The sequence below is a fragment of the Amycolatopsis thermalba genome, assembly GCF_023376025.1.
Taxonomy (GTDB): Bacteria; Actinomycetota; Actinomycetes; order Mycobacteriales; family Pseudonocardiaceae; genus Amycolatopsis_E; species Amycolatopsis_E thermalba.
On sequence record NZ_CP091196.1, the window covers coordinates 5,985,196 to 6,011,336 of the forward strand.

Below are 26,141 nucleotides of genomic sequence, written 5' to 3' on the forward strand. Positions count from 1 at the left end.
TCAGATCTCCTTGACGTGCTCGAAGGGTTCGTCGCAGGACCGGCAGCGCCGCAACGACTTGCACGCGGTGGCCCCGAACTCCGACACCAGCTCGGTGTCCGCCGACCCGCACCGCGGGCAGGACACCCGCCGCACCGGCGGGCTCAGCGTCAGCGGGACCGGCCCGGACGGCCGCCGCGGCGCGCTGCCCGGGGGCGCGATACCCGCCTCAGCCAACGCCCGGCGGCCCCGCTCGCTGATCCAGTCGGTGCTCCAGGCCGGCTGCAGCACCGTGCGGACCTCGACGCGCGAGTACCCGGCGCCCTGCAACGCGTGCACCAGGTCGTCGCGCATGGTGTCCATCGCCGGGCAGCCGGTGTAGGTGGGCGTGATCGACACGGTCACCGCACCGTCCGATTCGGACACCTCGCGCAGCACGCCGAGGTCGGCCAGGGTCAGCATGGGCAGCTCGGGATCGCGGACGGTCTCCGCGACGGCGCGGGCGCTCACCATCTCGCCTCCGGATGGGCGCGGGCGACGCTCTGCAGCTCGGCCAGCAGGTAACCCATGGCCTCGGTGTGCCGGCCACCCCGTCCGGTCTGCCCGTTCACCCCGGCCTTCGCGGCGGCGTCCGGCCGGTCCAGCGAACCGGCGGCGAACACCTGCGCCAGCACGTCGTCGAACTCCGCGCGCACCTCCGCGGGGTCCACGGCGACACCGGCGGCGGCCAGGCGGGACTCGGTCTCGTGCGGCACGAACAGCTCGTCCACGAACGGCCAGATCTGCGCCAGCCCGGCCTGCATGCGCTCGTGCGAGAACGCGGTGCCGTCGCCGAGCCGCACGGCCCACTGGGCGGCGTAGTCGCGGTGGTAGGTCAGCTCCTTGACGCCCTTGTCGGCGATCGCGGCGAGCACCGGGTCCACCGACTCACGCAGCCGCTGGAACAACGCCAGCCGCCAGGTCGAGAACACCAGCAGCACCGCGATGAGCTGCCCGAAGTCGCCGCGCTCCAGCTCGGCGAGCCGGACGTTGCGGAACTCGTGCTCGTCGCGGAAGAACGCGTAGTCGTCCTCGCCGCGATCCGTGCCGTCGGCCTTGCCCGCGCGGGCCAGCAGCAGCCGGGCCTGGCCGAGCAGGTCGAGGCCGATGTTGGCGATCGCGACCTCGTCCTCCAGCTCGGGCGCGCGCGTGCACCACTGCTGCAGCCGGTGCGAGAACACCAGCGCGTCGTCGCCCAGCATCAGGCAGTACCGCGCCAGGTCCTCACCGTCCACACCGGACGGTACCGAGGTGTCCACCCCGGCGAGCGGCTCTTCGAACCCGGTGCCGAACGCCCACCGCGAGTCGTCGTGAGCGTCGATCAGTGCCTCGTAGGCGTTGTCAAAGGACATGGTCAGCTCACATGTGGGGGACGTTGTCGGGGATGTCGTAGAAGGTGGGGTGCCGGTACACCTTGTCGCCGGACGGCGCGAAGAACGGGTCCTTCTCGTCCGGGCTGGACGCGGTGATGTCGGCCGCCTTGACCACCCAGATGCTCACGCCCTCGTTGCGCCGCGTGTAGAGGTCACGCGCGTTGTGCAGGGCCATCTGGTCGTCGGCCGCGCGCAGCGACCCGACGTGCACGTGGTTGAGGCCTCGCTTGCCGCGCACGAACACCTCGTACAGCGGCCACTCGCTCTTGCTCACTTCGCCTCCGCCATCTTGCGCGCGTGCGCGGCCGCGGCCTCGCGGACCCACGCGCCGTCCTCGTGCGCCTGCCGCCGCCGCGCCAGCCGCTCGGCGTTGCACGGGCCGTTGCCTGCCACGACCTGCTTCATCTCGTCCCAGTCCACCGGGCCGAAGTCGTAGTGCCCGCGCTCGGCGTTCCACTTCAGATCCGGGTCGGGCAGGGTCACGCCGAGCGCCTCGGCCTGCGGCACCGTCATGTCCACGAACCGCTGGCGCAGCTCGTCGTTGGTGTGCCGCTTGATCTTCCACGCCATCGACTGCGCGGTGTTGGCCGATTCGGCGTCCGGCGGGCCGAACATCATCAGCGACGGCCACCAGAACCGGTTCACCGCGTCCTGCACCATGTCCCGCTGCGCCTGGGTGCCCTTCATCATCGTCATCAGCAGCTCGTAGGCCTGACGCTGGTGGAACGACTCCTCCTTGCAGATCCGGATCATCGCCCGGGCGTACGGCCCGTACGACGACCGGCACAGCGGCACCTGGTTGCAGATCGCGGCGCCGTCGACCAGCCAGCCGATCGCGCCGACGTCGGCGAACGTCAGCGTCGGGTAGTTGAAGATCGACGAGTACTTCTGCCGCCCGGTGATCAGCTTTTCGGTCAGGTCGGCGCGGTCGGCGCCCAGCGTCTCCGCCGCCGAGTACAGGTAGAGCCCGTGCCCGGCCTCGTCCTGCACCTTGGCGAGCAGGATCGCCTTGCGCCGCAACGACGGCGCGCGGGTGATCCAGTTGCCCTCCGGCTGCATCCCGATGATCTCGGAGTGCGCGTGCTGCGCGATCTGCCGGATCATCGTCTTGCGGTAGCCCTCCGGCACCCAGTCCCGCGGCTCGATCCGCTGGTCCTTCTCGATGGTGTGCTCGAAGTGCTGTTCGAGGTCCTTCTCGGACAACGTGGCGGTCATCAGTTCTCCTTCGCAACCAGCGTCAGCACGTCGTACTTGGCGACGGACTCCGAGTTCTGGTTGGTCACGTCGGCGTCCCAGCGCACCTCGCCGTAGTCGGCGTTCTCGCGCGGGGTGATCTGCTTGGCGGTCAGGGTCACGGTCAGCTCGTCACCGGGCTTGACCGGGGTCAGGAAGCGCAGGTTCTCCAGGCCGTAGTTGGCCAGCACCGGGCCGGGCTCCGGCGAGACGAACAGGCCGGCGGCGAACGACACGACCAGGTAGCCGTGCGCCACGATGCCGCCGAACAGCGGGTTCGCGGCTGCCGCCTCGGGGTCGGTGTGCGCGTAGAAGGTGTCGCCGGTGAACTCGGCGAAGTGGTCCACGTCCTCCTGCGTCACCGTGCGCGGACCGGCGACCACGGAGTCGCCGATCTTCAGCTCCGCCAGGGACTTCCGGAACGGGTGCACGTCGTCTGTGTTGCGCGGCGCGCCCTCGACCCAGCGGCCGGTGACCGCGCTGAGCACCTTCGGGCTGCCCTGCACGGCGGTGCGCTGCATGTGGTGCAGCACGCCGCGGATGCCGCCCATCTCCTCGCCGCCACCGGCGCGGCCCGGGCCACCGTGCACCAGGCCCGGCATCGGCGAACCGTGACCGGTGGACTCCTTCGCGTCGTCGGCGTCGAGCACCAGCAGGCGGCCGTGCCACGGCGCGACACCGAGGACGACCTCGCGCGCGAACTGCGCGTCGCCGGTCACGACCGACCCGGCGAGGCTGCCCTGGCCGCGGGCGGCGTAGCCGACGACCTGCTCGACCGAGGTGTAGGGCATCAGCGTGGAGACCGGGCCGAAGGCCTCGACCTCGTGCGGCTCGGCGCGCTCGGGGTCGCCCTTGAGCAGCACCGGGGAGATGAACGCGCCGCGCTCGGCATCGGCGTCGACCACCTCGACCCGCTCGGGGTCGCCGAACACGATGCTGGAGGCGTCCTGCAGGGCCTTCAGCGAGCGGCGGACCTCCTCGCGCTGCTCCAGGCTGGCCAGCGCGCCCATCCGGACACCCTCGGACGCCGGGTTGCCGATCCTGACCTTCGCCAGGCGCTCGGCGGCGGCCTCGGCGACATCGTCGAGCAGCTCCGCGGGCACGAACGCGCGCCGGATCGCGGTGCACTTCTGGCCTGCCTTGACGGTCATCTCGGTGACCAGCTGCTTGACGTAGAGGTCGAACTCGGCCGTGCCGGGCTTGGCGTCCGGGCCGAGGATCGAGCAGTTGAGCGAGTCGGCCTCGGCGTTGAACCGCACGGCCTGGCGGACGATGACCGGATGGGTGCGCAGCTTCTGCGCGGTGGACGCCGACCCGGTGAACGACACCAGATCCTGCTCGGTGAGGTGGTCCAGCAGGTCACCGGCGCTGCCGGAGATCAGCTGCAGCGTGCCCTCCGGGATCAGGCCGGATTCGATGATCAGCTCGACGATCCGCTCGGTCAGGTAGGCGGTCTGGCTGGCCGGCTTCACCAGGCTCGGCACGCCCGCGAGGAACGCCGGGGCGAACTTCTCCAGCGGGCCCCACACCGGGAAGTTGAACGCGTTGATCTGCACCGCGACGCCGCGCAGCGGGGTGGCGATGTGCTGGCCGAGGAACGTGCCGCCCTTGCTCAGCGGCTCCACGTTGCCGTCGACGTACACGGTGTCGTTGGGCAGCTCGCGCTTGCCCTTGCTGGAGTAGGCGAACAGCACGCCGATGCCGCCGTCGACGTCGAACTTGGAATCGCCGAGCGTGGCGCCCGTCTTCGCGGACAGCTCGTACAGCTCGTCGCGGTGTTCGCGCAGGTGGGAGGCCACGGCCTTGAGCAGCGCGGCCCGCTGGTGGAAGGTCAGCTCCCGCAGGGCGGGCCCGCCGACGCGGCGGCCGTGGTCGAGCGCGGCGGCCATGTCGATGCCGGCGGTGGAGATCCGTGCGACCTCGGCGCCGGTGACCGCGTCGTGCAGGGCTGCACCCTCGCCCTCCCCGGTCCGCCAGCCGCCGCTGACGTAGCTGCGCAGCATCCTCGTCGACTGCTGGGCCATCGTTCCTCGCTTCCCCGGATTTACCAACCGAACGTTCAGGAAGTCATGGTAGCGTCTCGGCATGGCTGACGAAAGCACCAGCGACGTTGTTTCCGTTTCCCGCGAAGGCGCCGTGGCCACCGTGACCCTGCTCCGGCCGGCGCTCACCAGCGAGCTGAAGACCGAGCTGCGGGACGCGCTCGAACTCCTGTCCGCGGACGAGACGGTCCGCGCGGTCGTGCTCACCGGCACCGGCCGGGCGTTCTGCGTGGGCCAGGACCTGGCCGAGCACGCCGACGCGCTGCGGGCCGACCCGGCGACGGCGTTCGCCACCATCGACGAGCACTACAACCCGATCGTCACCGCGCTGGCGACCATGCCGAAACCGGTGGTCGCGGCCATCAACGGCACGTGCGTCGGCGCCGGGCTCGGATTCGCCCTCGCCTGCGACCTGCGGGTCACCGCGGACACCGCGAAGTTCGGCACCGCGTTCACCGGCATCGGCCTGACCTGCGACTCCGGGCTGTCCGCCACGCTCGCGCGCGCGGTCGGCGCCGCCAGGGCGAGCGAACTCGTCCTGCTCGGTGAGACCTTCACCGCCGCGCAGGCCGCCGAGTGGGGCATTGCCGGACGGGTCGTCCCCGCCGACGAGGTGGCCGCGGCCGCCGCCGAGCTGGCCGCCCGCCTGGCCGCGGGCCCGACGCTCGCCTACGCCGAGGCCAAGCGCGCCCTGGCCGCGTCCTGGGGCGCGCCGCTGCCGGACGTCCTGCGGCTGGAGGGCGAAGCGCAGGCGCGGCTGGGGCTCACCGGCGACCACCGCGGCGCGGTCGAAGCCTTCCTGAGCAAGTCGAAGCCGGTGTTCCAGGGGTCTTGACAGTGCCACGGCGAGACGCACATTATTAACCGTCCATTCGGTCAGTAACGACGGAAGGCAGTGCTGCCGTGTCCCAAGCCGCGCAGGCGATGTTCGCCGACGACGTCGCGTCGAAGTCGCTCGGCATCGAACTCGTCGAAGCGGACGGTGGCCGGGCGGTCGCCCGCATGACGGTCACCGAGCAGATGGTCAACGGGCACGCGATCGCCCACGGCGGCTACATCTTCCTGCTGGCCGACACCACGTTCGCGTGCGCGTGCAACAGCCACGGCCCGGTGACGGTGGCGGCGGGCGCCGAGATCTCGTTCGTCGCCAGCGCCCGCCTCGGTGACCGGCTGGTCGCCACGGCCGAGGAACGCACGCGCTACGGGCGCAACGGCATCTACGACGTCACGGTGCACCGCGAGACCGGCACCGGTCGCGAGGTGATCGCCGAATTCCGCGGCCGCAGCCGCACGATCGGGAAGAACTGAGGAGCCGGTCCCCATGACGACCATGCACAGCGACGTGCCCCACGCGAAGCGTCTCGGCACCGCGCCGGCGCCGGACGACCTGACCGCCGCCGAGCGGATGAGCGTCGACGAGCTGCGCGCCACCCAGCTGGAGCGTCTGCAGTGGACACTCCGGCACGCCTACCGGAACGTGCCGTTCTACCGCCGCAAGTTCGACGAGGCCGGGGTGCACCCGGACGACTGCCGCGAGCTGGCCGACCTGGCGAAGTTCCCCTGCACCACCAAGCACGACCTGCGCGACAACTACCCGTTCGGCATGTTCGCCGTGCCGCAGGAGCAGGTGCGCCGCATCCACGCCTCCAGCGGCACCACCGGCAAACCGACCGTCGTCGGGTACACCGAAGCCGACATCGACACCTGGGCGACGGTGATGGCCCGCTCGATCTACGCGGCGGGCGGCCGTCCCGGGCACAAGGTGCACGTGGCCTACGGCTACGGCCTGTTCACCGGCGGGCTCGGCGCGCACTACGGCGTCGAGAAGCTGGGCTGCACCGCGATCCCCGCGTCCGGGGGCATGACCGCGCGGCAGGTGCAGATCATCACCGACTTCCGGCCCGAGGTCATCATGGTGACCCCGTCCTACATGCTGACGCTGATGGACGAGTTCGAACGGCAGGGCCTCGACCCGGCGAAGTCCTCGCTGCGGGTGGGCATCTTCGGCGCGGAGCCGTGGACCGAGCAGATGCGGCGCGAGATCGAGCAGCGGATGGACCTGCACGCCGTGGACATCTACGGCCTGTCCGAGGTGATGGGTCCCGGCGTGGCGCAGGAGTGCGTGGAGACCAAGGACGGCCTGCACATCTGGGAGGACCACTTCTACCCCGAGGTGGTCGACCCGGTCGAGGGCACCGTGCTGGCCGAGGGCGAGACCGGTGAGCTCCTGTTCACCTCGCTCACCAAGCAGGCGACGCCGGTGATCCGCTACCGCACGCGGGACCTGACCGCGCTGCGCCCGGGCACCGCGCGCCCGGCGTTCCGGCGCATGGACAAGGTGACCGGCCGCAGCGACGACATGATCATCCTGCGCGGGATCAACGTGTTCCCCACGCAGATCGAGGAGATCGTGCTCGCCACCGCGGGCCTGGCGCCGCACTTCCAGCTCAAGCTGACCAAACAGGACCGGATGGACCACCTCACCGTCCTGGTCGAGGCGCGGCACGACACCCCGGCCGACCGCCGTCGCGGTGCCGCGGCGGAGATCGCCGCGCGGGTCAAGGACGGCGTCGGGGTCAGCGTCGGCGTCGAGGTGCTCGACCCGGACACGCTGGAACGGTCGATGGGCAAGCTGCGCCGCGTGATCGACCAGCGGCCGCCGGCCTGAGACCGGTTGGGATACTGGGGCCATGACGACCGCACCCCCGGCCCGGCCCGCCCGGCGCGGCAGGCCGGGCTACGACCTGGAGTCCCTGCTGGCGGTCGCGGTCAAGCTGTTCAACGAGCGCGGCTACGACGGCACCAGCATGGAGGACCTGTCGCGCAAGCTCGGCATCACGAAGTCCGCCATCTACCACCACGTGCCGAGCAAGCAGGAGTTGTTGCGGCTGGCGGTGAACCGCGCGCTGGACGGGTTGTTCGAGATCGTGGCCGAACTGGATTCGGTCGACGGGCGCGCGGTCGACCGGCTGGAGTACCTGGTGCGGGGCAGCGTGCGGGTGCTGGTCGACCGGCTGCCGTTCGTGACGCTGCTGCTGCGGGTGCGCGGCAACACCAAGGTGGAGCGGGACGCGCTGGCCCGTCGCCGCGAGTTCGACCACATCGTGTCCGAGCTGGTCACCAAGGCCGTGGACGAGGGCGACCTGCGGCCGGACATCGACCCGCCCACCGCGGCGCGGTTGCTGTTCGGCATGGTCAACTCGCTGATCGAGTGGTACCGGCCGCGCGGCGGGCAGAGCGGGGAGCAGCTGGCGGAGACGGTGGCGGCGGTCGCGTTCGACGGGTTGCGCATCCGGTCCGCTTAGGACTCCGATGCCGGGTTTCCCGGGTGAACGGCCTCACACCGGGAATGCCGGGGGTGCTCGCGGTGTCGGCACTGTCATGCCGGAAGACCGCAACCTGCGGCTGATCATGGTGGTGCTCGCGTTCTCGTGCGGCACCACGGTGGCGAACCTGTACTACGCCCAGCCGCTGCTGGCCGGGATCGCGACCGCGTTCGGCGTGAGCCAGGGCAGTGCCGGGCTGGTGGTGACGCTGACCCAGCTCGGGTACGCGGCCGGGCTCGCATTGCTGATGCCGCTGGGCGATCTGGTGGAGAACCGGGCGCTGGCCTCGCGGACGCTGGTGTTCACCGCGCTGGCGCTGGTGGTCGCGGCGGTGGCGCCGGTGTTCGGGGTGTTCCTGGCGGCGTCGGTGCTGATCGGGGTGACCTCGGTGGTGGCGCAGATCCTCATCCCGTTCGCCGCGCACCTCGCGCCTGAGGAGCAGCGCGGCCGGTTCGTCGGCACCGTGATGACCGGGCTGCTGCTGGGGATCCTGCTGGCGCGGACGCTGTCCAGCCTGGTCGCCGGGGCGTTCGGGTGGCGCACGATCTACTTCGTGTCGGCGGTGCTGATGCTGGTGGTGGCGGTCGCGGTGCGCCGGATGCTGCCGCACCGCCGGCCTTCGCACGACGCGGGTTACCGGCGGCTGATGGGTTCGATCCTGACGCTGGCCCGGGAGGAACCGGCGCTGCGGCGGCGGGCGGTGTGCCAGGCGCTGATGTTCGGGGCGTTCTCGGCGTTCTGGACCTCGGTGGCGTTCGAGCTGGTCGGACGGCACGGGCTGTCCCAGACCGAGGTGGGTGTCTTCGCGCTCGTCGGAGCGGCGGGCGCGGCGGCCGCACCCCTGGCCGGCCGGCTGGGCGACCGGGGCCACGGCCGGATCGGCAGCGGGGTGGCGCTGGGGCTGGCCGCGGTGGCGATGGTGGTGGCCTGGCTCGGGGCGGGTTCGCTGGTGGTGCTGGCGCTGGCCGGGGTCGTGCTGGACCTCGCGGTGCAGGGCCACCAGGTGCTGAGCCAGCGGGAGATCTACGGCCTGCGGGCGGACGCGCGAGCCCGCATCAACACGGTGTTCATGACGACGATCTTCGTGGGCGGCGCGGTGGCATCGGCACTGGCGGGGAGTTTGTACGACGCTTTCGGCTGGGCCGGGCCCAGTCTCTTCGGCGCCGTGCTGCCGATGATCGGGCTGGCCATTTGGGCAACAGCAACACAAGAGAAGCTGGGTGGTCATCCCGTCGCCTGACACCGGAACGATCACCTTGAGCCAGGGCCGCAACCCTCGCTGGGTGGTGAGGTGACATGCCAACCTTGCGGCCCGGGCTCAAGGTGATATGCACAAACCGGAAGGCGACGGGATGACCGCCCGGCGACCACCCCGTCAAGGTGAGACGACGGGCTTTTCCGTCATCCCGGAGCCTGCCCGTCCGGCGAGGACATCTTTTGATCTTTTCCTGCGCTTCGCGCAGGGTCAAAGGCGCCTACGGCGCCTAACGGTCACCTTGGGTGACCTCCCCCGCCCCCTCACCTCGAGTGTGTATTGGTCGCCGAGCAGCGGCGTCAAGGCGGGAAAGAGTACCTTGACCCCGCTGATCGGCGACCAAAAGCGGGCTGTGGATCGGGGGCGGGGGAGGTCTGGGGCGTAGGAAGTGTCCTGTAAGTCATCGGAGCCAGAGGATGATGGCGGCGATGGTGAGTTCGGCTTGGTAGTAGGCGGCGCGTTTGGCGTAGCGGGTGGCTAGGTCGCGAAACTGTTTGAGCCGGTTGAAGCAGCGTTCGACCATGTTGCGCCGCTTGTAGGTCTCGGCATCGAAGGCGGGTGGTCGTCCGCCGCGTGAACCTCTGGCGACGCGGCGGGCGATCTGATCCTCCCGCTCGGGACTGACGAACCGGATCCGCCGATCCCGCATCGCTTGCCGAGTTGAGGGGTGCGAGTAGGCCTTATCCGCGACCACACGATCGGGTCGGCATCGCGGCCTGCCTGGCCCGATCCGGGCGACCGCGATGCCGTCGAGCAGCGGCAGCAGTTGTGGGTTGTCGCCGGCGTGGCCGCCGGTGAGCAGCACCCGCATCGGCAGCCCGCGGCCATCGACGGCGAGATGGATTTTGGTGCTCAGTCCTCCGCGGGAGCGTCCGAGTCCTTCCCCGTCGACCGCGAGCGCCTCGACGCCGGGTGCGCAGCCCCCTTTTTCCGGCTCTTTGTACTGATGTGTGGGTGGGTCTGCCCAGGTAGCGGAGGGGCACGTCGTTGCTGGGTCTAGGTTTCTGAGCTGTCGAGGAACAGAAACCGGATAGACGGAGAACGACGTGCCCGCTGCCAGGATATGGGGTCGGTTGCTGGGTGTGAATCCGGCGGTCGTGGAGTCGGTCGAGTTCGATGGGGCCGCGCAGGTGCTGGTGGCCGCGGTGCGGGTCCGGAGCCGGGATCGTGACCGGTGCGGGGTGTGCTCGCGGCGATGCCCGCGGTATGACGCCGGCCGGGGCCGGCGGCGATGGCGTGCACTGGACCTGGGAACTATTCAGGCGTTCGTCGAGGCGGACGCATCCCGGGTGCGGTGTCGCCAGCACGGGGTCGTGGTCAGTGCGGTGCCCTGGGCGCGGCACGGTGCTGGGCATACCCGCGCGTTCGACGACACCGTCGCCTGGCTGGCGACCGCGACGTCGAGGTCCACGGTCGCGCAGCTGATGCGGATCGCCTGGCCGACGGTCGGCTCGATCATCACCCGGGTCCGGGCCGATATCGACGCGAGGGTGGATCGCCTGGCCGGGCTGCGCAGAATCGGGGTCGATGAGATCAGCTATAAGAAGAACCATCGATATCTCACCATTGTTGTCGATCACGACACCGGCCGGCTGGTATGGGCGGCGGCGGGCAACGACAAACCGACGTTGGCCGTGTTCTTCGAGTTGCTCGGAGCCGATCGATGCGCGCAGATCACGCATGTCTCGGCGGACGCGGCCGCGTGGATCGCGCGGACCGTCGAACAGTACTGCCCGGACGCGATCCGCTGCGCTGATCCGTTCCACGTGGTCAAATGGGCCACCGATGCTCTAGACCAGGTTCGGCGCCAGGTATGGAATACCGCACGCCGCCAGCCTGGCGGAAGCCACAAAGACCGGCGTGGCCGCACCGCCTCAGCCGGTCCGGCTCAAGGCATGAAACGCGCACGATGGGCGTTGTGGAAGAACCCGGACAACCTCACCGATCATCAGCGTCACAAATTGACCTGGATCGCCAAGACCAACCCCCGGCTTTACCGCGCCTACCTGCTCAAAGAAGGCCTTCGACACGTCTTCGCCGTGGGCGGGCAGGCCGGAAAAGAAGCGCTGCAACGGTGGCTGTCCTGGGCAGTGCGCTGCCGGATACCCGAGTTCGTCAAGCTCGCCCGCACTATCCGGTCCGAGCTGCCGGCGATCCACGCGAGCTTGGATCACGGTCTGTCCAACGCGCTGATCGAATCGACCAACACCAAGATCCGGCTACTGACCCGCCTGGCCTTCGGGTTCAAACACGCCGACGCCCTGATCTCCCTCGCACTCCTCGCGCTCGGCGGCTACCGCCCCGAACTACCTGACCGCACCCACACATAGATCAACAGAGCCCTTTTTCCGGGCGCCAGCAGCGTGCTGGTGCGCCCGGACCACGCTCGAATCAACCGAAATGACCCACTCGACCTCGCCGACCGAGTCGTCTTTGACGATCACCTCGTCCAGAATCTTCTGCCAGGTGCCATCCGCGGTCCACAACCGCAACCGCTCGTGCGCGGTCTTCCACGGCCCATACCGTTCGGGCAGGTCACGCCACGGAGCGCCGGTGCGTAGCTTCCACAGAATCGCGTTGAGCACCTGACGGTGATCCCGCCACCGCCGACCCCGACCCGACACCGGCGGCAGCAGCGGCTCGATCCACGCCCACGCCCGATCCGTCACCTCACCCCGACCCACCACAACCCAAGATCAAACCAGAACCGCAGCTAGATCAATTACAGGACAGGACCTAGTCGGTCAACTTGCGTTGCCGGGCGGCGGTTTGCTGGGCTGCCGCGCGGGCAGGCGAGTGCCGGGCCACTGCCGTTGCCGGGCGCCGGTTTGCAGGGCTGCCGCGCGGCCTGTGGCGAGGTCGGTTCCGTTGCGTTGCCGGCCGGCGGTTCGGGTGCGTATCTTCCTGGTGCCGTCCCGTTCCTAGATCATCTGTGCTTCACTTCCCGTGACCATCCGGGCACGAAGAAGGGAACTCCTGGGGTGACGACCTGGCGCGATCTCGCGACGTTCATCCGGCAGCAGTACAAGGTGATCCGGGACGAACCGGACGAACTGCGCATCCGGGTGCGTTTCCAATCCGATCCCGAGGAGGAAGAGCGCACCCAGATCGTCGTCATCGCCCGGGAGGTTCTCGATCGGCGGGACGAGTGGATCCAGATCGCGACCCCGTTCGCGCGGGTGGACGAAGTGGACGTGGTCGGGGTCCTCGCCGAGGTGGGGCACACCACCGTCGTGGGCGGGGTGGTCGTCATGGGCGAGTACCTGGTGCTCCGGCACTCACTCCCGCTGGCGAACCTCGACATCAACGAGTTCGTCGACCCGCTCGCGCTGGTCACCAGCTCCGCCGAGCTGCTCGAGGAACAACTCACCGGGCGCGACGACTACTGAAATCCGGTTGCTCCGGGACCTTTCGCGGGTAACCCTGTGGATCCACTCCAGCGAAAGGATCTTCGGATGTTCACCGCCGTCGAGGGCGCCCGCGTGCCGATCCGCATGTGGGCCGACCCGGCGACCGTCGAGGACGCCGCGATGCGTCAGCTGCACAACGTCGCCAACCTGCCGTGGGTGCACGGTCTGGCCGTCATGCCGGACGTGCACTACGGCAAGGGCGCGACGGTCGGCAGCGTGATCGCCATGCGGGACGCGGTCTCCCCCGCCGCGGTGGGCGTGGACATCGGCTGCGGCATGAGCGCGGTCCGCACCTCGCTGACCGCCGACGACCTGCCCGACGACCTCGGCCGGCTGCGGCGCCGCATCGAGGACGCCGTTCCGGTCGGCTTCGCCATGCACCGCACCCCGGTCGACCCCGCGCACGTGCCCGGCACCGGCGGCTGGAACGAGTTCTGGCAGGCGTTCGGGCACCTGCACACCGGCGTGCAGAACCTGCGCGACCGGGCGCGGGCGCAGATCGGCAGCCTCGGCGGCGGCAACCACTTCATCGAGGTCTGCCTCGAGCAGGGCGGCCCGGACGCCGGCCGCGTGTGGCTGATGCTGCACTCGGGCTCGCGCGGGATCGGCAACGAGCTGGCCAAGCGGCACATCGACATCGCCCGCAAGCTGCCGCACAACGCGGACCTGCCCGACCGCGACCTGGCCGTGTTCGTCGCCGGCACCCCGGAGATGGAGGCGTACCGGCGCGACCTGTTCTGGGCGCAGGAGTACGCGGCCCGCAACCGCGCCACCATGGTCGCGCTCGTGCAGCAGGCGGTGGCCGACACGGTGCCCGGCGTGCGGTTCGACGAGCCGATCTCGTGCCACCACAACTACGTCGCCGAGGAGACCTACGACGGCGTGGACGTGCTGGTCACCCGCAAGGGCGCGATCCGCGCCGGCTCGGGTGACCTCGGGATCATCCCGGGCAGCATGGGCACCGGCTCCTACATCGTGCGCGGCCTCGGCAACGAGACCTCGTTCCACTCGGCGTCGCACGGCGCCGGGCGGCGCATGTCGCGGACCAAGGCCCGCAAGACGTTCACCGCGGCCGACCTCGCCGCCCAGACCAGCGGCGTGGAGTGCCGCAAGGACGAGGGCGTGGTCGACGAGATCCCGGCCGCCTACAAGGACATCGACTCGGTGATCCGGGCGCAGACCGACCTGGTGGAAGTCGTCGCGCACCTCAAGCAGGTGGTGTGCGTCAAGGGGTAGGCAGCGGCTTCGGCGGGTAGCTGCGCAACACGAGCGACGTGGTGACCGGCCCGAAGCGGGCCAGCGAGTCCACGACCTGCTCGAGCCGTTCGGCGTGCGTGCAGTGCACGTCGAACAGCAGGCAGTCCTCGCCGGTCACCCGGACCGTCGAGACGACGTCGGGAATCCGCTCGGCGAGGGCGAGCGCCTTCGCCAGCCGGGCGTGCGTGGTGCGCAACCGGACGACGGCGTGGATGTTCAACCCGACCGCGGCCGGGTCGACGACGGCGCGGTAGCCGAGGATGACGCCGCTCTTCTCCAGGCGCTGGATGCGCGCGGCGGCCGCCGGCTGGGACAGCCCCACCCGGCGGCCCACCTCGGCGCCGCTGAGCCGGCCGTCGGCCTGCAGCAACTCCAGGATCGCGCGGTCGATCTCGTCGAGTGATTCCATCGTTGTCGCCGCCACTTCCCTTGAGATCGCTTGCCACGCCCGTCACGCACAGCTGGTCCATTCACAATCCCCTCGGGCAGCGCCCGCGAGGGGCGGGCGCCACGAATGGAAGTGGCGGTGGACGTTGGTCGCGTACGTCATCATCCCCGGCATCGACGGATCGGACGAGAAGCACTGGCAGACCGCGTGGGAGGCGCGGTGGGGCGCCTCGGCCGTCCGGATCGCCCCGGCCTCCTGGGCCGAGCCGGACCTCGCGGACTGGGTGGCCGCAATCGGGGCCGCCCATACGGCCGCGGTGCGCCGCGACGACCGGGTTGTGCTGGTGGCGCACAGTCTCGGCTGCTGGGCGGCCGCCGAGTGGCTGGTCTCGGCACCACCGCACGGCGTCGCCGCCTTCCTGGTCGCACCACCGGATCCGCGGGGACCGGCGTTCCCCCGCCAGGCCGCGCCGGCGTTCGCAGACCTGCGGGCCCGGCCACTGCCCTGCCCCGGCCTGGTCGTCGCGAGCGACGACGACCCCTACTGCGACCCGGCGGCGTCCGCCGCGCTCGCCGACGCGTGGCGGGTCCCCCGGCGCGTACTCGCCGGGCACGGCCACCTCAACTCCGGCAGCGGCCTCGGCGAGTGGACGGCCGGCCTGGACCTCCTCGCCGAGGTCGCCGGCTGAGCTACCACTGCCGTCCCACGCGGACGGCGGCCAGTTCCGGCACCGACAGGTGCAGCACCTCGTACCGCTCGGTGGCCTCGCCGTCATCCTCGCCGAGGATGAACCGCGCCAGCTGCCAGTGGTGCGGGTCCAGCGCGAGCGCCACGCTGTGCACGCCGGACTCACGAGCGATCACGGACGCCCCGGCGAGTGCCTCTTCTACAGCGCTCGCCGGGTCGCCGTCCGGGATCGGCGTGATGAGACGGGAAGCCCGCCGCGGGACCGCGTCGAACACCGGGCCGCGCTCGAACGCCAGGCCCGTCCAGTGCCGCACCACCGGGCGGCCGAAATCCCGCACGATGTTGTGGAAACCGCCGCCACCGGCCAGGAACTCCGCCATCCGGCCGGTGTCGCGCCACAGGTAGAACGGCGCGTACTGGTTCGGGCTCTCCCGGACGAGGTACGCCTTCAGGCCGAGCCCCGCGCGGTCGTCCAGCGCGTGCCCGCGGTCGGCCACCCGCTTGCGGATGATGCCCATGTCGTAGTCGGCCGGCAGGCTGATCTCGTACTGCGTGGCGTACACCCGCGCGAGTGTACCTACTGGTATGTACGGAGCACGTAGCCGGTGTACTGGTACTCCGCGCCGTGCTCGCGCCGCATGGCGATCTCCCGCCGCGCCGCGGCGACCGCCTCGGCCATCGCCGGGTCACTGGTGTCGGCGGCGTCGGCGCGGGCTTCCAGGTGGTCGTAGAACTCGTCGAACCAGTCGCTGTCCGGCTGCGGCAGCACCGCGTCCACCCGGTAGCCGGCCGCTTCCGCCGCGGCGGTGTTCTGCGCGGTCGTCCGCAGTGGATACTGCGCGTCCCAGAACTCCCGGACCGCCGCGGACGGCTCGCCGGTGGACCATTCGCATTCGGTGAGCACGAGCGTGCCGCCCGGCTTGAGCAGCCGCTTCCACGTGCGCAGCGCGGTGTCGAACCCGAGGACGAACACCGCGCTCTCGGCCCACAGGAGGTCGAACGTGCCGTCCGGGAACGGCGGCTCGGCCATCGAGGCGTTGACGGTCTCCACGTCGAGCCCCTCGGCCGCCCGGGCGAGGTCGTCGAGGAACGGCTGGTGGGTGTCGAGGCCGGTCACCCGGGCACCGGCCTTCGCCAGCAGCAGCGCGGACCGGCCGGGGCCGCACCCGAGGTCGAGCACGCGGGGCCGCTCGGGCAGCGGCGCGGCGAGTTCGAGGAGGCGGAGGGTGGTGGCGTCCGACCCCGGCCCCTGCCGCGGCAGGCCGTGGAACAACGCGAAGAACGCTTCGGTCACGTGCGGCAGCCTCACGTCCGCCGCGGGGTGGCGCAACCGGATTTCACCCGGCCAGGTCGACCTCGGCGACGAGCACACCGTGGTGGTCCTGCAGATCGACGCACCAGGTGCGGGCGAGGCAGTCGAGGATGTGCAGCGGGAGCCGCAGCGCCGCGTGACCGGGCAGGGTGCCGCAGCGCAGCTCGCGGATCTCGGCCCGCAGGCTCACGCCCTCGGCGTACCGCAACCGGACGGTGAACGGCGGGTGGGCGTGGCGGCAGGCGAGACTGGCGAGGGTGTCGGCGACGACGAGCGCCCGCGCGACCGCTTCCTCGTCCTCCCCGCCCAGAAGCTCGCGGAGGTGCCGCCGGAGCCCGGCGAGGTGGGGCGCGCCCAGCAGGGGCACGCCGCTGGTTCTGTCGCAGATCTGGGCTGAATCCGGCAAGACGGTCCTCCGCTGTTCGTTCAACGGGCATGGAGCGTCGTTGTACCCCGATCAAGAGAACGCGAAACCTGCTCGTCGTCAGCGGAGCAGATCCGGTGCCGCGTCGGCGATCCGCTGCCGCATCGGGCGCTCACGCAAGGCCTCGATCGCCTCGTCGACCAGCCGGCTGAGCGGGTAGGCGAGCCCGGCTTCGAAATCCTTCGCCGCCGCGGAGGTCGCCGCCCACTCCGCGTCCAGCACCGGCAGCAGGTCCGCCGCCTTGGGCGTCAGGTGGACGATGCGGTGACGGGCGTCCGCACCCGGGCTCAGCGTCACCAGCTCCGCCTTCACCATCTGCGCGACCGTCTGGCTCGCCGCCGAATGGGTGACGCCGATGGCGGCGGCCAGGTCCCGGATCGGCTGCGGGCCGGCGGCCAGCGTCCGGATGACGGGCGCGAACCGCGGCCGGAACCAGTCCAGCCCGAGGTCGGCGTAGATGGCGGCGACGTCGCCGTCCAGCAGCTCCAGCAGGTGCCGCAGCCGGGTGGCGAGCAGTTCGGAGCCGGGAATTGTCACAGCGCTAATATAACAGCACTGTTGCATCTGGAGGGATCATGACCCAGCTCCACCCCGTCGCCGAACCCCACACCGAAGGCATGCTGGACGTCGGCGACGGCAACCGAATCCACTGGGCCGAGTGCGGCAACCCGGCCGGCAAGCCCGCCGTGTTCGTCCACGGCGGCCCCGGCTCCGGCGGCTGGACCAGCTCACGCGGCTTCTTCGACCCCGAGCGCTACCGGATCATCCTGTTCGACCAGCGCAACTGCGGCCGCAGCACCCCGCACGCGAGCGATCCGGCGACCGACCTGACCCACAACACGACCGAGCACCTGATCGCGGACATGGAACGGCTGCGCGAGCACCTGGACGTCGAGCAGTGGCTGCTCTTCGGCGGCTCGTGGGGTTCGACGCTGCAACTCGCCTACGCCGAGCGGCACCCGGAGCGGGTCAGCGAGATCGTGATCGCCGGGGTCACCACCACCCGCCGGCGCGAGATCGACTGGCTGTACAACGGGGTGGGCCGGTTCTTCCCGGCGGAGCTGGAGCGGTTCCGGGCCGGCGCCGGCGACGTCGAGGGCGACACCTTCGACATCCTCGCCGCCTACGCGCGCCTGCTGGCGGATCCGGATCCCGAGGTGCGGAACAAGGCCGCGCGGGACTGGAGCACGTGGGAGGACGCCGCGGTCTCGCTGGAACCCAACGGCGTGCCCAACTCCTACAGCGACCGGCCGTCCCGCGACCTGCTCGCGATGACCCGGATCTGCGCGCACTACTTCTCCAACGCCGCCTGGCTGGAGGAGGGCGTGCTGATCCGCGAGGCCCACCGGCTCAAGGGCATTCCAGGCAAGCTCATCCACGGCCGGTTCGACATCAGCAGCCCGGTGGAGACCGCGTGGGAGCTGACCCGGGTGTGGCCGGACGCCGAACTGATCGTGATCGACGACTCCGGCCACACCGGCAGCGACGCGATGCGTGCGGCGTGGCGCGCCGCACTGGACGAGTTCGCGGTCAGGCCAGCTCGGGGATGACCTTGTTCGTGAACAGCTCCACCGACGCGCGGTCGTAGGCGATGTCGGCGAAGTAGGTGATCGCGTAGGTCATGCCCAGGCCGCGCAGCTCGGTGAGCCGCTCGGCGATCTGCTCGGGGGTGCCGACCAGCGGACCGTTCGCGAACGAGTTCACGGTGCTCTCGAGCAGGTCGGCGGACAGGTGCGGCTCGAAGTGCGCGCGGATCCACGCGAGGCGGTCGGCCACGTCCTTCTCGGTCTCGCCGATGACGACGTGGTAGTTGGCCGAGCGGACGATGGCGTCGAAGTCGGTGCCCACGTCAGCGCAGTGCGCGGCGAGGACCTCGGACTTGTGCTTGAAGTCCTCGGCGCCCCCGGCGAAGTTGGTGTACTGGGCGTACCGGGCGGCGATCCGCAGCGTCTTCTTCTCGCCACCGCCGGCGATCCACAGCGGGATCCCGCCGTCCTGCAGCGGCAGCGGGTACGACAGGGCGCCGTCGACCTGGTAGTACTTGCCGTCCAGGGTCGCCGTGCCCTCGGCCCACAGCTGCCGCATGATCTGCACGCCCTCGTCGAGCATGCCGAGCCGCTGACCGGCGGGCGGGAAGCCGTAGCCGTAGGCCCGCCACTCGTGCTCGTACCAGCCGGCGCCGATGCCCATCTCGACGCGGCCGCCCGAGATGACGTCCGTGGTCGCCGCGACCTTGGCCAGGTAGGCCGGGTTGCGGTAGCTCATGCAGGTGCACATCTGGCCCAGCCGGACGCGGCTCGTGGTCGCGCCGAGCGCCGCCATCAGCGACCACGCCTCGTGCGTGGCCTCGGCCAGCGGGGCCGGGACGGTGTGGAAGTGGTCGTACACCCACACCGACTCGTACGGCCCGTTCTCGGCGTAGCGGGCGATGTCGAGCATGGTCTCCCACTGGCGGGCGGGCTCGATACCGGTCAGGTCCAGCCGCCAGCCTTGGGGAACGAAGAGTCCGAAGCGCATGCGGCCAGCGTAGCCGGGGTGCGGGTGACCACCGGCGGACGCCTGCGTGTCCTGTTTGGACGTTTTGACGGCTTCCTCAGCGGCTGATGCGGCCCGGCATCGGCTGCGGCTTGCTCGGCGGCGGCTGCGGGCTCGGTGGCCGGCGCTGCCACGGCCGTGAACTGGTCTTGCGCACCTGACCCCCCGGGACGGTCTCGACGACATTCGCTGGCGAAGACTAACCACACCCCGGGTGTGACTCACGCAGTGCACCCTCGTTCTGCGACGAGAGTTACCGGAGAGACTGGTGTTACCGCTGGTGTGATCCTTTTTGCATGGTTCGCGCCGGTCCGGAAGATCACGGCAGGCGCCCGGTCCGGGCGTCGAGGACGTCCGATTTCGTCACATCGGCCTGAGCGGGGTCAGGCCATGGGCCCGTCACCGACGGAGCGGGCACGACCGGGTCAATCCACAGTGGACCCGGCCGGCTCCCACAGGCCCGCGGCGCGGCCGGCCGCCACGTGCTCGGCGTACGCCGTCACCTTGTGCCGGATCACCGCGAGGCTCTCCTGCAGCTCCGCGATCCGCTCCCGCACCCGCTCCTCGTGCTCCCGCAGCAGCGCCAGCCGCTCGGGTTCGTTGCCCGGGCCCTGCCGCACCAGGGCCGCGAACCGGCGGATCGCCTCGAGCGGCATGCCCGACGCGCGAAACCGCGTGCAGTACTCCAGCCACTCGACGTCCGCCTCGCGGTAGACGCGGCGGCCGCTCGCGTCGCGGGAGACCGGGCTCGCCAGCAGGCCCTCCCGCTCGTACAGCCGCAGCGTGTGCACACTCAGCCCGGTGCGCCGCGCGACCTCGCCGATGCTCAAGTCCACCGGCCCAGCGTAACTTGACCTAGACGCCGGTCGAGCTCCTAGCGTCACGGCCATGATCCAGAAACCCCTCGGCACCGGCTTCGGTGCCCGCACCACCGCCGACGAGGTCCTCGCCGGGGTGGACCTCACCGGCAAGCTCGCCATCGTCACCGGCGGCTACTCCGGCATCGGCCTGGCCACCACCCGCGCGCTCACCCGCGCGGGCGCCCACGTCGTCGTTCCCGCCCGCCGCCCGGCGGCCGCGCGCGAAGCGGCCGAAGTGGACGAACTCGATCTCGCCGACCTCGGCAGCGTCCACCGGTTCGCGGAGAGGTTCCTCGCCTCCGGCCGCGCCATCGACATCCTCATCGCCGGCGCCGGCATCATGGCCGCCCCGGAAACCCGCGTCGGGCCGGGCTGGGAGTCGCACTTCGCGGTCAACCACCTCGGCCACTTCGCGCTGGTCAACCTCCTCTGGCCGGCCATCGCCCCGGGCGCGCGCGTGGTGGTGGTGTCCTCGGCCGGGCACCAGCTGTCCGGAATCCGGTGGGACGACGTCCACTTCGACGGCGGCTACGACCGCTGGCTCGCCTACGCCCAGTCGAAAACGGCCAACGCGCTCTTCGCGCGGCAGCTGGACGTCCTCGGCCGCGAGCGCGCCCGCGCGTTCTCCCTGCACCCCGGCGCGATCCTCACGCCACTGCAGCGGCACCTCGACACCGCGGACATGTTGGCCGCCGGCTGGATCGACGAGCACGGCAACCCCGCCGACCCCAGCTTCAAGACCCCGGAGCAGGGCGCGGCCACCCAGGTCTGGGCCGCCACCTCACCCCAGCTCGACGGCCTCGGCGGCCTCTACTGCGAGGACTGCGACATCGCCGAACCCACCGAAAGCACGGAGATGATCGCGGGCGTGCGCGACTACGCCGTGGACCCCGCCCAGGCCGAGCGGCTCTGGGCACTGTCCGCGGAGCTGACCGGCGTCACGGCGTTCTGAGCGACGCCAGCTCCCGCGCGAGGTTCACCTTGGCCGCGGCCTCCCACCGCAACCGCGCGGCCGCCGTGGCGTACAGCGGCTCCCGCGCCAGCAGGTCCGCGAGCACGGCCGACCGCCCGGCGCGCCACAACTCGGTCGAGATCGGGGCGTACTCGGCGCGCACCGCGGTGCGGTAGCGGTCGTAGGTGGCTTCGCCGGCGCCGAGGATCGCCAGGTCGGCGTCGAGCAGCGCCTGCGCGGTCAGGTCGCCGTCCGGAGCCGCGTGCGTCAGCGTGGCCAGCACCAGCTCCTCGACCCGCGACACGTGGCCGGCGGACACCCCGGCCCGGCGCAGCCACGAGACCGCCCACTCGGCGCTGCGCCGTTCGTCCTCACCGGGCCGCCCGTCGTACACGACGTCGTGTGCGGCGGCCAGGGTGAGCACCGCGCGCTCCTCCGGCGGCAACCGCAGCTCCGCCGCGAGCGCCGCCGAATCCCGCAGCACCGCGAGCACGTGCGCCGTGTCGTGGTAGCGGCGATGCGGCTCCGCGTACCGGGCGGCCAGGTCCGCCGCCGCGTCCGCCGCCACATCGCCGTCGCCACCGAGCGCCCGTACCGCGCTCACCCACTCCGTCCGCACGTACCCATCATCGCGCGGGACGGATGTTCTGGTTGACGTGGAAGACGTTCTCCGGGTCGTACTGGGCCTTGATCCGCGCCAGCCGGTCGTAGTTGCCGCGGTAGGACGCCCGCACGCGCTCCTGGCCCTCGTCGTCCATCATGAAGTTGACGTACGCCCCGCCGGCCGACGTCGGGTGCAGATCGGACCAGTAGTCCTTGGCCCAGCGGGTCATCTCGGCCACGTCCGACGGCTCCGGCGACACCCCGACGATCACCCCGGCCCACCCGCCGTCGCGGTAGCCGAACGCCGTCGACTCGGCCCGGACGCGCGCCGCGGCGCCGTCGATCGGGTACAGGTGCATCGTGGAGAACGGCGTCGGCAGCATCTGCCCGTACCGGACGTGCACGTCGATCGCCTCGTCGGTGATCTCCGAGAAGAAATCGGCCTTCCAGTACCACCGCAGCCCGGGCGGGTACAGCGCGTCGAAGGCGGTCTGCAGGACGTTGTGCGGCATCTCCTGCAGGCCCACCACCAGCGGCGAACCGTGGGTCTTCACCGGCTCCAGCACCTCGTCCGCGCGGTCGTGCGACCCGGTGTAGCACCAGACGATGCCGCACGCCTTGCGTCCCCACAGCTCCTCCGGGAACGGCGGCGCCGGCGGGATGGTCAGCAGCCCGAGCCAGCCGGACAGCTCCTCCGGCAGCGACGGCAGCAGCTCGCGGTACCAGCGCATCACGTCCGCGGTGTCGGCCAGGTCGTAGAGCACCGGCCCGCCGATGATGACGCCGCGCTCGCCGATGTCGTGCGCGCGGAACGTGAACGACGTGACCACGCCGAAGTTCCCGCCACCGCCGCGCAGCGCCCAGAACAGGTCCGGGTGGGAGGTCTCGTTCGCGGTCACGAGCGTGCCGTCGGCCAGCACCACGTCGGCCGAGAGCAGGTTGTCCACGGTGAGCCCGAACTTCCGGGACAGGTATCCGACCCCACCGCCGAGCGTCAGCCCCGCGACCCCGGTCGAGCCGAGGAACCCGCACGGCACGGCCATGCCGAACGGGACCGTGGCGTGGTCGACGTCGGCCCACGTGCACCCCGCGTCGGCGCGGACGGTGTGGTGCTCGGGGTCGACGGTGGTGCTGTGCAGCAACGCGAAGTCGATCACCAGGGCGTCGTCGGCGACGCCGAGGCCGCCCGCGTTGTGGCCCCCGCCGCGGACGGCGATCGTGATGTCGTGCGCCCGCGCGAACTTCACGCACGCGACGACGTCCGCGGTGTCGCGAACCCGGACGACCGCGGCGGGCCTGCGGTCGATCAGGCCGTTGTAGACGGCGCGCGCGGCGTCGTAGTTGGGGTCCTGCGGCAGCACGAGGTCTCCGCGCAGGGCGGCGGCGAGTTCGGAGAACGGCGCGGTGGCGATGGTGGTCATGGCTCCTCCTCGGGTGGGTCGCCACGACGCTAGGGACCGGGCGTTCGCGCAGCGTTCGCCCGCGCGGGCTCACGCCCGGACGCCGAGGTCGTGCTCGCACCGCCGCACCAGCGCGAGACTGCCCTGCGCCTCGGCGAGCCGCACCGCCGAGCGCAGCCGGGAGATCGCGGTGGCCGGGTCGTCGAGGGCGGCGCGCTTGCGCATCACCTCGGGCATCCACCACACGTCGTCGCGGGCCTGCCCGGCGACGATCGCGGCGTCCAGGGTCGCGCGGGCGGCGTCCGGCGCGGACAGGTCGGCCAGCAGCGCGAGCCAGTACGGCATCCGCGCGAACGAGCCCTCCGCGCGCAGGTTGTCGATGCCGCGCCGCGCGACGCCGGGCCGCCCGGTCCGCCAGCCGCCCAGCACCAGGCCCCATTCCCGGTAGTAGGCGAACCCGTATCGGTCGCACAGCTCGCCCAGCTCGCGCACGGTGTCGCCGAGCCGGTCCACCTCACCGCACATCTGGTAGGTGATCCCGGCGTAGGCCAGCGCGACGGCGAGGCTGTACGGGTGCTCGGTGGACCGGGCGAGGTCGACGGCGTCCTGGCAGGCGGCCAGCGCCTCGCCGGTGTGGCCGAGCAGCCAGTGCGGGTGCGCGGCCCACGCGGTGGCGTGCACGTCCGGGCGGGTGCCCACGGTCAGCGACGGGGCCTCCCGGGTCAGTTTCACGGCGAGGTCGAAGTGCCGCAGCGCCTCGGCGGGCCGCCCGAGGCTCGTCGCGGACCCGCCGAACGCGAAGTGCGCCGATCCACGCAGCTCGGAGTCCGGGTCGACGAGGTTCAGCACGGTCGTGGCGACCTGGTAGGCGTCGGCGGTGCGGCCCTGCACGAAGCGCGACGCCCAGAGCCCGACCATCGCGGTGAGCATCGAATCCCGCCGCCCCAGCCGCTTGGCGAGGGCGACCGTGCGTTCCAGGGCCTGCTGCAACTGCGGGGAGGCGTACCCGTGGCGGGCGTTCAGCGGTGCCGCCATCGTCTCCAGGATCGCCAGCTCCTGACGGGCGGACTCGGCGCTGTCCGGGTGCGCGCGCACGATGTCCAGGGCCTGCTGGTGCAGCCGGATCGCCTCGGCGTGGGCGAAGGTGCTGGAGGCGAAGGCCGCGGCGCGCCGGTAGAAACCGACCGCGCGGTCCGGCCGCCCGCCTCGCGCGTACTGCTCGGCGAGGCGGCCGGAGACCGGGTCGGTGTCGCCGGCGTGCAGCAGTTCCAGCGCCTGCGCGACGCGCTGGTGCAGCAGCCACCGGTTGGGCGGGCTGACCAGGTGGTAGGCGGTGTCGCGGAGCAGGTCGTGGCTGAAGTCGTAGCCGCCGCCGATCTCGTGGATGATGCGGCGCCGCCACAGCTCGTCGACGGCCTGGACGACGGTGTCCGGTTCCAGGTCGCTGGCCTCGGTGAGCAGCGCGAGCGTGAAGTCGCGGCCGACCGCGGCGGCGAGCCCGGCGATCTTGCGCGCGGCGGGGCCGGCCTGCTCGATGCGGTTGCGCAGCACGTCGGTGAGATCGCTGCCGGGCAGTGCCTTGCCGCGGACGGCTTCGACGACGTAGAGCGGGAACCCGCCGGTGGTGGCCTGCAGCAGCGCGCGGTCGGCCGGGGTGAGCGGCTGCCCGGAGATCAGTTCGGCCAGCCGGGCGGACTCGGTGACGTCTAGCGGGTTCAGGGGCAGCTCGGTGAGCAGGCCGGTGGCGCGCATGCGGGTGGTCCACTCGCCCAGTTGCGGCCACTCGCCGTCGGTGCGCAGGGTCGCGGCGACGAGGACCGGCGCGTCCGTGGTGAGACCGAGGCAGAACACCAGGAACGCCAGGGTTTCCTGATCGCACCACTGCAGGTTGTCCAGCACCAGCAGCGTCGGGCGGCCGGCGCCGGTGAGCGCCCGCGCGAGCCCTTCGAAGAACCGGTGCCGCTGCCAGGCGTCGACCATCGCGCGGGGGCCGGTGTCCGGCTCGCTCCGGGACCGGCCGGCGGGCACGAGCCGGTCCACCTCGGCGCGCCACACCGGTTCCAGGTTCGCGGTCGCGGCCCGCACCGCCGGCGTGCGCAGCCAGTCCGCGACCGGCGCCAGCGGCAGCCGCCCGGGCGTGCCGAAGCACTGCGAGGTGGCCACGATCGCGCCGTGCGCGCGGGCCGCGGCGGCGAGTTCGGCGACCAGGCGGCTCTTGCCGACCCCGGCGCCGCCGCTCACCAGCACCAGTCCGGGGCGCCCGGCCGCCGCGGTCTGCCAGACGCGCGACAGGACGGCCATCTCCCTGCCGCGCCCGACGAGCCCCGTGGTGCCGGGGCGCGGGCCCGCGGCGGGGCGGTCGAGCAGGCGCCGCAGCGCGCGGCGAGTCGCCTCGTCCGGGACGACGCCGAGTTCGCGTTCCAGAGTGGACGCGCACTGGTGGTAGGTGCTGACGGCGCTGGCCCGGTCACCCATCGCGGCCTGCAGGTCCATCAACGCGCGGTAGCCGTGTTCCTCCAGCGGCCGCAGCTGGATGCGGCGGCGGGCGGCTTCGGCGGCGCCGGGCAGGTCCCCGCGGCTCTTCCGCGCCTCGCACAGCAGATCGCACAGCCGCACGCAGGAGGATTCGAGTTCGGCGCGCGGCTGGATGACCCACTCGTCGGTGGTGCCGGGCAGGAATTCACCGTGGTAGAGCGCGATCGCGGCCGGGGCGTGGTCGAGGACGGCGTGGCCGGACTGGATCGCCGCGCAGGTGAGCTGGAAGTCGCGCACGTCCACGCGGATGGTCGCGCTGTCCCGCCAGCACAGGTCCTTCGGCGTCACCACCAGGCAGTCCTCGCCGAGGGTGTGACGCAGGTGGTGCAGTTCGCGGCGGAGGTTCGTCAGGGCCTGCGGTTCGGACGAGTCGGGCCAGAACAGCTCGGCGATGCGCTGCCGCGGCTGGGGCACGCCCGCGTGGACGACGAGGAACGCGACGAGCGCGACGGTGCGTGGCGAACGTGTCACCACCGAGCCGTCCGCTTCGTCGAGGATCGCCTGCTCTCCCAAGAGGGAGACCCGCAGCAT

At 71.4% G+C, this 26,141-nt stretch carries 27 protein-coding genes and 1 pseudogene; 11 read left to right on the plus strand and 17 right to left on the minus strand.

From position 1 onward, the window contains the following. From paaD to paaZ, 5 genes are read right to left on the minus strand one after another with little or no spacing between them, the layout of a single operon-like run. Complete coding sequence (gene paaD, locus L1857_RS28990) at positions 1 to 492, minus strand: 1,2-phenylacetyl-CoA epoxidase subunit PaaD (protein WP_094004231.1); 492 nt, start codon at positions 490 to 492, stop codon at positions 1 to 3. Beyond that, on the minus strand, positions 486 to 1,370 hold the full coding sequence (paaC, locus tag L1857_RS28995; protein ID WP_249466854.1) for a 1,2-phenylacetyl-CoA epoxidase subunit PaaC: 885 nt from the start codon (positions 1,368 to 1,370) through the stop codon (positions 486 to 488). Before paaC ends, paaD begins: the two co-directional genes overlap by 7 nt. A 7-nt stretch (positions 1,371 to 1,377) precedes the next feature. After that, positions 1,378 to 1,665: a 1,2-phenylacetyl-CoA epoxidase subunit PaaB gene (gene paaB / locus L1857_RS29000; protein WP_017984160.1), complete on the minus strand. Its 288-nt coding sequence runs from the start codon at positions 1,663 to 1,665 to the stop codon at positions 1,378 to 1,380. Further along, positions 1,662 to 2,606: a 1,2-phenylacetyl-CoA epoxidase subunit PaaA gene (gene paaA / locus L1857_RS29005; RefSeq protein ID WP_116115105.1), complete on the minus strand. Its 945-nt coding sequence runs from the start codon at positions 2,604 to 2,606 to the stop codon at positions 1,662 to 1,664. Before paaA ends, paaB begins: the two co-directional genes overlap by 4 nt. Continuing rightward, a complete protein-coding gene (paaZ, locus tag L1857_RS29010; protein WP_249467499.1) occupies positions 2,606 to 4,627 on the minus strand; it encodes a phenylacetic acid degradation bifunctional protein PaaZ in 2,022 nt (673 codons plus the stop codon). The genes paaA and paaZ overlap by 1 nt, the downstream gene beginning before the upstream one ends. Before the next feature lie 82 nt (positions 4,628 to 4,709). On the opposite strand from paaZ, the gene L1857_RS29015 reads away from it, so the two are divergent. The 5 genes from L1857_RS29015 (at position 4,710) to L1857_RS29035 (ending at position 9,232) form a co-directional block, all read left to right on the plus strand. Continuing rightward, positions 4,710 to 5,501 carry an enoyl-CoA hydratase/isomerase family protein gene (locus tag L1857_RS29015; RefSeq protein ID WP_249466858.1) on the plus strand — a complete coding sequence of 264 codons (792 nt, stop codon included), beginning with the start codon at positions 4,710 to 4,712 and terminating at the stop codon, positions 5,499 to 5,501. An 89-nt stretch (positions 5,502 to 5,590) separates the two neighbouring features. Further along, entirely contained in the window at positions 5,591 to 5,974 is a 384-nt protein-coding gene (paaI, locus tag L1857_RS29020; RefSeq protein ID WP_162830612.1) for a hydroxyphenylacetyl-CoA thioesterase PaaI, read from the plus strand. Positions 5,975 to 5,987: 13 nt separating this feature from the next. Next, positions 5,988 to 7,334: a phenylacetate--CoA ligase PaaK gene (gene paaK, locus L1857_RS29025; protein WP_116115111.1), complete on the plus strand. Its 1,347-nt coding sequence runs from the start codon at positions 5,988 to 5,990 to the stop codon at positions 7,332 to 7,334. Between the two features lie 22 nt (positions 7,335 to 7,356). Beyond that, positions 7,357 to 7,971 carry a TetR/AcrR family transcriptional regulator gene (locus L1857_RS29030; protein WP_094004224.1) on the plus strand — a complete coding sequence of 205 codons (615 nt, stop codon included), beginning with the start codon at positions 7,357 to 7,359 and terminating at the stop codon, positions 7,969 to 7,971. Positions 7,972 to 8,047: 76 nt separating this feature from the next. Further along, positions 8,048 to 9,232 (plus strand): MFS transporter, encoded by a 1,185-nt coding sequence (locus L1857_RS29035; RefSeq protein WP_249466861.1) that lies wholly within the window; start codon positions 8,048 to 8,050, stop codon positions 9,230 to 9,232. A gap of 415 nt (positions 9,233 to 9,647) precedes the next feature. Here the strand turns inward: L1857_RS29035 and L1857_RS29040 are convergent, their stop codons facing one another. Beyond that, entirely contained in the window at positions 9,648 to 10,310 is a 663-nt protein-coding gene (locus L1857_RS29040) for an IS5 family transposase (RefSeq protein ID WP_429728429.1), read from the minus strand. On the opposite strand from L1857_RS29040, the gene L1857_RS29045 reads away from it, so the two are divergent. Further along, positions 10,294 to 11,577 carry an ISL3 family transposase gene (locus tag L1857_RS29045; protein WP_116115555.1) on the plus strand — a complete coding sequence of 428 codons (1,284 nt, stop codon included), beginning with the start codon at positions 10,294 to 10,296 and terminating at the stop codon, positions 11,575 to 11,577. The genes L1857_RS29040 and L1857_RS29045 overlap by 17 nt on opposite strands. Before the next feature lie 15 nt (positions 11,578 to 11,592). Here L1857_RS29045 and L1857_RS29050 read toward each other — a convergent pair. Next, positions 11,593 to 11,931 (minus strand): annotated as a pseudogene (locus L1857_RS29050) (IS5 family transposase); the annotation flags it as partial. A 297-nt stretch (positions 11,932 to 12,228) separates the two neighbouring features. On the opposite strand from L1857_RS29050, the gene L1857_RS29055 reads away from it, so the two are divergent. Next, complete coding sequence (locus L1857_RS29055; protein ID WP_094004222.1) at positions 12,229 to 12,636, plus strand: hypothetical protein; 408 nt, start codon at positions 12,229 to 12,231, stop codon at positions 12,634 to 12,636. A gap of 66 nt (positions 12,637 to 12,702) precedes the next feature. Then, positions 12,703 to 13,893: an RtcB family protein gene (locus L1857_RS29060; protein ID WP_249466865.1), complete on the plus strand. Its 1,191-nt coding sequence runs from the start codon at positions 12,703 to 12,705 to the stop codon at positions 13,891 to 13,893. Here L1857_RS29060 and L1857_RS29065 read toward each other — a convergent pair. Next, positions 13,883 to 14,323 carry an Lrp/AsnC family transcriptional regulator gene (locus L1857_RS29065; RefSeq protein ID WP_116113938.1) on the minus strand — a complete coding sequence of 147 codons (441 nt, stop codon included), beginning with the start codon at positions 14,321 to 14,323 and terminating at the stop codon, positions 13,883 to 13,885. The genes L1857_RS29060 and L1857_RS29065 overlap by 11 nt on opposite strands. 124 nt (positions 14,324 to 14,447) lie before the next feature. Between L1857_RS29065 and L1857_RS29070 the strand changes: the two genes are divergently transcribed. Further along, a complete protein-coding gene (locus L1857_RS29070; RefSeq protein WP_094004219.1) occupies positions 14,448 to 14,990 on the plus strand; it encodes an RBBP9/YdeN family alpha/beta hydrolase in 543 nt (180 codons plus the stop codon). Between the two features lies 1 nt (position 14,991). Here L1857_RS29070 and L1857_RS29075 read toward each other — a convergent pair whose 3' ends face one another. The 4 genes from L1857_RS29075 to L1857_RS29090 form a co-directional block, all read right to left on the minus strand. Then, on the minus strand, positions 14,992 to 15,552 hold the full coding sequence (locus tag L1857_RS29075; protein WP_094004218.1) for a DUF4865 family protein: 561 nt from the start codon (positions 15,550 to 15,552) through the stop codon (positions 14,992 to 14,994). 14 nt (positions 15,553 to 15,566) lie between these two features. Beyond that, positions 15,567 to 16,283 carry a class I SAM-dependent methyltransferase gene (locus tag L1857_RS29080; protein WP_249466870.1) on the minus strand — a complete coding sequence of 239 codons (717 nt, stop codon included), beginning with the start codon at positions 16,281 to 16,283 and terminating at the stop codon, positions 15,567 to 15,569. A gap of 43 nt (positions 16,284 to 16,326) precedes the next feature. Further along, positions 16,327 to 16,707, minus strand: coding sequence for a hypothetical protein (locus L1857_RS29085; RefSeq protein WP_162831222.1), 381 nt, complete (start codon positions 16,705 to 16,707; stop codon positions 16,327 to 16,329). 78 nt (positions 16,708 to 16,785) lie between these two features. After that, a complete protein-coding gene (locus L1857_RS29090; protein WP_116113940.1) occupies positions 16,786 to 17,262 on the minus strand; it encodes a MarR family winged helix-turn-helix transcriptional regulator in 477 nt (158 codons plus the stop codon). A 38-nt stretch (positions 17,263 to 17,300) separates the two neighbouring features. On the opposite strand from L1857_RS29090, the gene pip reads away from it, so the two are divergent. Next, complete coding sequence (gene pip / locus L1857_RS29095; protein WP_116113943.1) at positions 17,301 to 18,275, plus strand: prolyl aminopeptidase; 975 nt, start codon at positions 17,301 to 17,303, stop codon at positions 18,273 to 18,275. Here the strand turns inward: pip and L1857_RS29100 are convergent. Next, entirely contained in the window at positions 18,256 to 19,242 is a 987-nt protein-coding gene (locus L1857_RS29100) for an LLM class F420-dependent oxidoreductase (RefSeq protein WP_094004214.1), read from the minus strand. The two genes, pip and L1857_RS29100, sit on opposite strands and share 20 nt — an antisense overlap. A 443-nt stretch (positions 19,243 to 19,685) precedes the next feature. Then, the gene (locus L1857_RS29105) at positions 19,686 to 20,096 is read right to left on the minus strand and encodes a MerR family transcriptional regulator (protein ID WP_116113946.1); all 411 of its coding nucleotides are present in this window, start codon (positions 20,094 to 20,096) and stop codon (positions 19,686 to 19,688) included. Positions 20,097 to 20,148: 52 nt separating this feature from the next. Here L1857_RS29105 and L1857_RS29110 point away from each other — a divergent pair, with 52 nt between their 5' ends. Beyond that, the gene (locus L1857_RS29110) at positions 20,149 to 21,072 is read left to right on the plus strand and encodes an SDR family NAD(P)-dependent oxidoreductase (protein WP_116113949.1); all 924 of its coding nucleotides are present in this window, start codon (positions 20,149 to 20,151) and stop codon (positions 21,070 to 21,072) included. Here L1857_RS29110 and L1857_RS29115 read toward each other — a convergent pair. From L1857_RS29115 to L1857_RS29125, 3 genes are all read right to left on the minus strand, one after another. Continuing rightward, a complete protein-coding gene (locus tag L1857_RS29115) occupies positions 21,059 to 21,691 on the minus strand; it encodes an HD domain-containing protein (RefSeq protein ID WP_249466873.1) in 633 nt (210 codons plus the stop codon). The genes L1857_RS29110 and L1857_RS29115 overlap by 14 nt on opposite strands. A 7-nt stretch (positions 21,692 to 21,698) precedes the next feature. Next, entirely contained in the window at positions 21,699 to 23,096 is a 1,398-nt protein-coding gene (locus L1857_RS29120) for an FAD-binding oxidoreductase (protein ID WP_094004209.1), read from the minus strand. Between the two features lie 69 nt (positions 23,097 to 23,165). After that, positions 23,166 to 26,141, minus strand: a complete 2,976-nt coding sequence (locus tag L1857_RS29125; protein WP_249466879.1) for an ATP-binding protein — start codon at positions 26,139 to 26,141, stop codon at positions 23,166 to 23,168.

Excerpts from the sequence above, each read along its gene's own strand:
- paaK (WP_116115111.1), top strand. The coding sequence starts at position 5,988 with ATGACGACCATGCACAGCGACGTGCCCCACGCGAAGCGTCTCGGCACC.
- L1857_RS29035 (WP_249466861.1), top strand. The coding sequence starts at position 8,048 with ATGCCGGAAGACCGCAACCTGCGGCTGATCATGGTGGTGCTCGCGTTC.
- L1857_RS29060 (WP_249466865.1), top strand. The coding sequence starts at position 12,703 with ATGTTCACCGCCGTCGAGGGCGCCCGCGTGCCGATCCGCATGTGGGCC.
- L1857_RS29125 (WP_249466879.1), bottom strand. The coding sequence starts at position 26,141 with ATGCTGCGGGTCTCCCTCTTGGGAGAGCAGGCGATCCTCGACGAAGCG.
- paaC (WP_249466854.1), bottom strand. The coding sequence starts at position 1,370 with ATGTCCTTTGACAACGCCTACGAGGCACTGATCGACGCTCACGACGAC.
- paaI (WP_162830612.1), top strand. The coding sequence starts at position 5,591 with ATGTTCGCCGACGACGTCGCGTCGAAGTCGCTCGGCATCGAACTCGTC.
- paaD (WP_094004231.1), bottom strand. The coding sequence starts at position 492 with ATGGTGAGCGCCCGCGCCGTCGCGGAGACCGTCCGCGATCCCGAGCTG.
- paaZ (WP_249467499.1), bottom strand. The coding sequence starts at position 4,627 with ATGCTGCGCAGCTACGTCAGCGGCGGCTGGCGGACCGGGGAGGGCGAG.
- pip (WP_116113943.1), top strand. The coding sequence starts at position 17,301 with ATGACCCAGCTCCACCCCGTCGCCGAACCCCACACCGAAGGCATGCTG.
- paaA (WP_116115105.1), bottom strand. The coding sequence starts at position 2,606 with ATGACCGCCACGTTGTCCGAGAAGGACCTCGAACAGCACTTCGAGCAC.
- L1857_RS29065 (WP_116113938.1), bottom strand. The coding sequence starts at position 14,323 with ATGGAATCACTCGACGAGATCGACCGCGCGATCCTGGAGTTGCTGCAG.
- L1857_RS29110 (WP_116113949.1), top strand. The coding sequence starts at position 20,149 with ATGATCCAGAAACCCCTCGGCACCGGCTTCGGTGCCCGCACCACCGCC.
- L1857_RS29030 (WP_094004224.1), top strand. The coding sequence starts at position 7,357 with ATGACGACCGCACCCCCGGCCCGGCCCGCCCGGCGCGGCAGGCCGGGC.
- L1857_RS29100 (WP_094004214.1), bottom strand. The coding sequence starts at position 19,242 with ATGCGCTTCGGACTCTTCGTTCCCCAAGGCTGGCGGCTGGACCTGACC.
- L1857_RS29015 (WP_249466858.1), top strand. The coding sequence starts at position 4,710 with ATGGCTGACGAAAGCACCAGCGACGTTGTTTCCGTTTCCCGCGAAGGC.
- L1857_RS29120 (WP_094004209.1), bottom strand. The coding sequence starts at position 23,096 with ATGACCACCATCGCCACCGCGCCGTTCTCCGAACTCGCCGCCGCCCTG.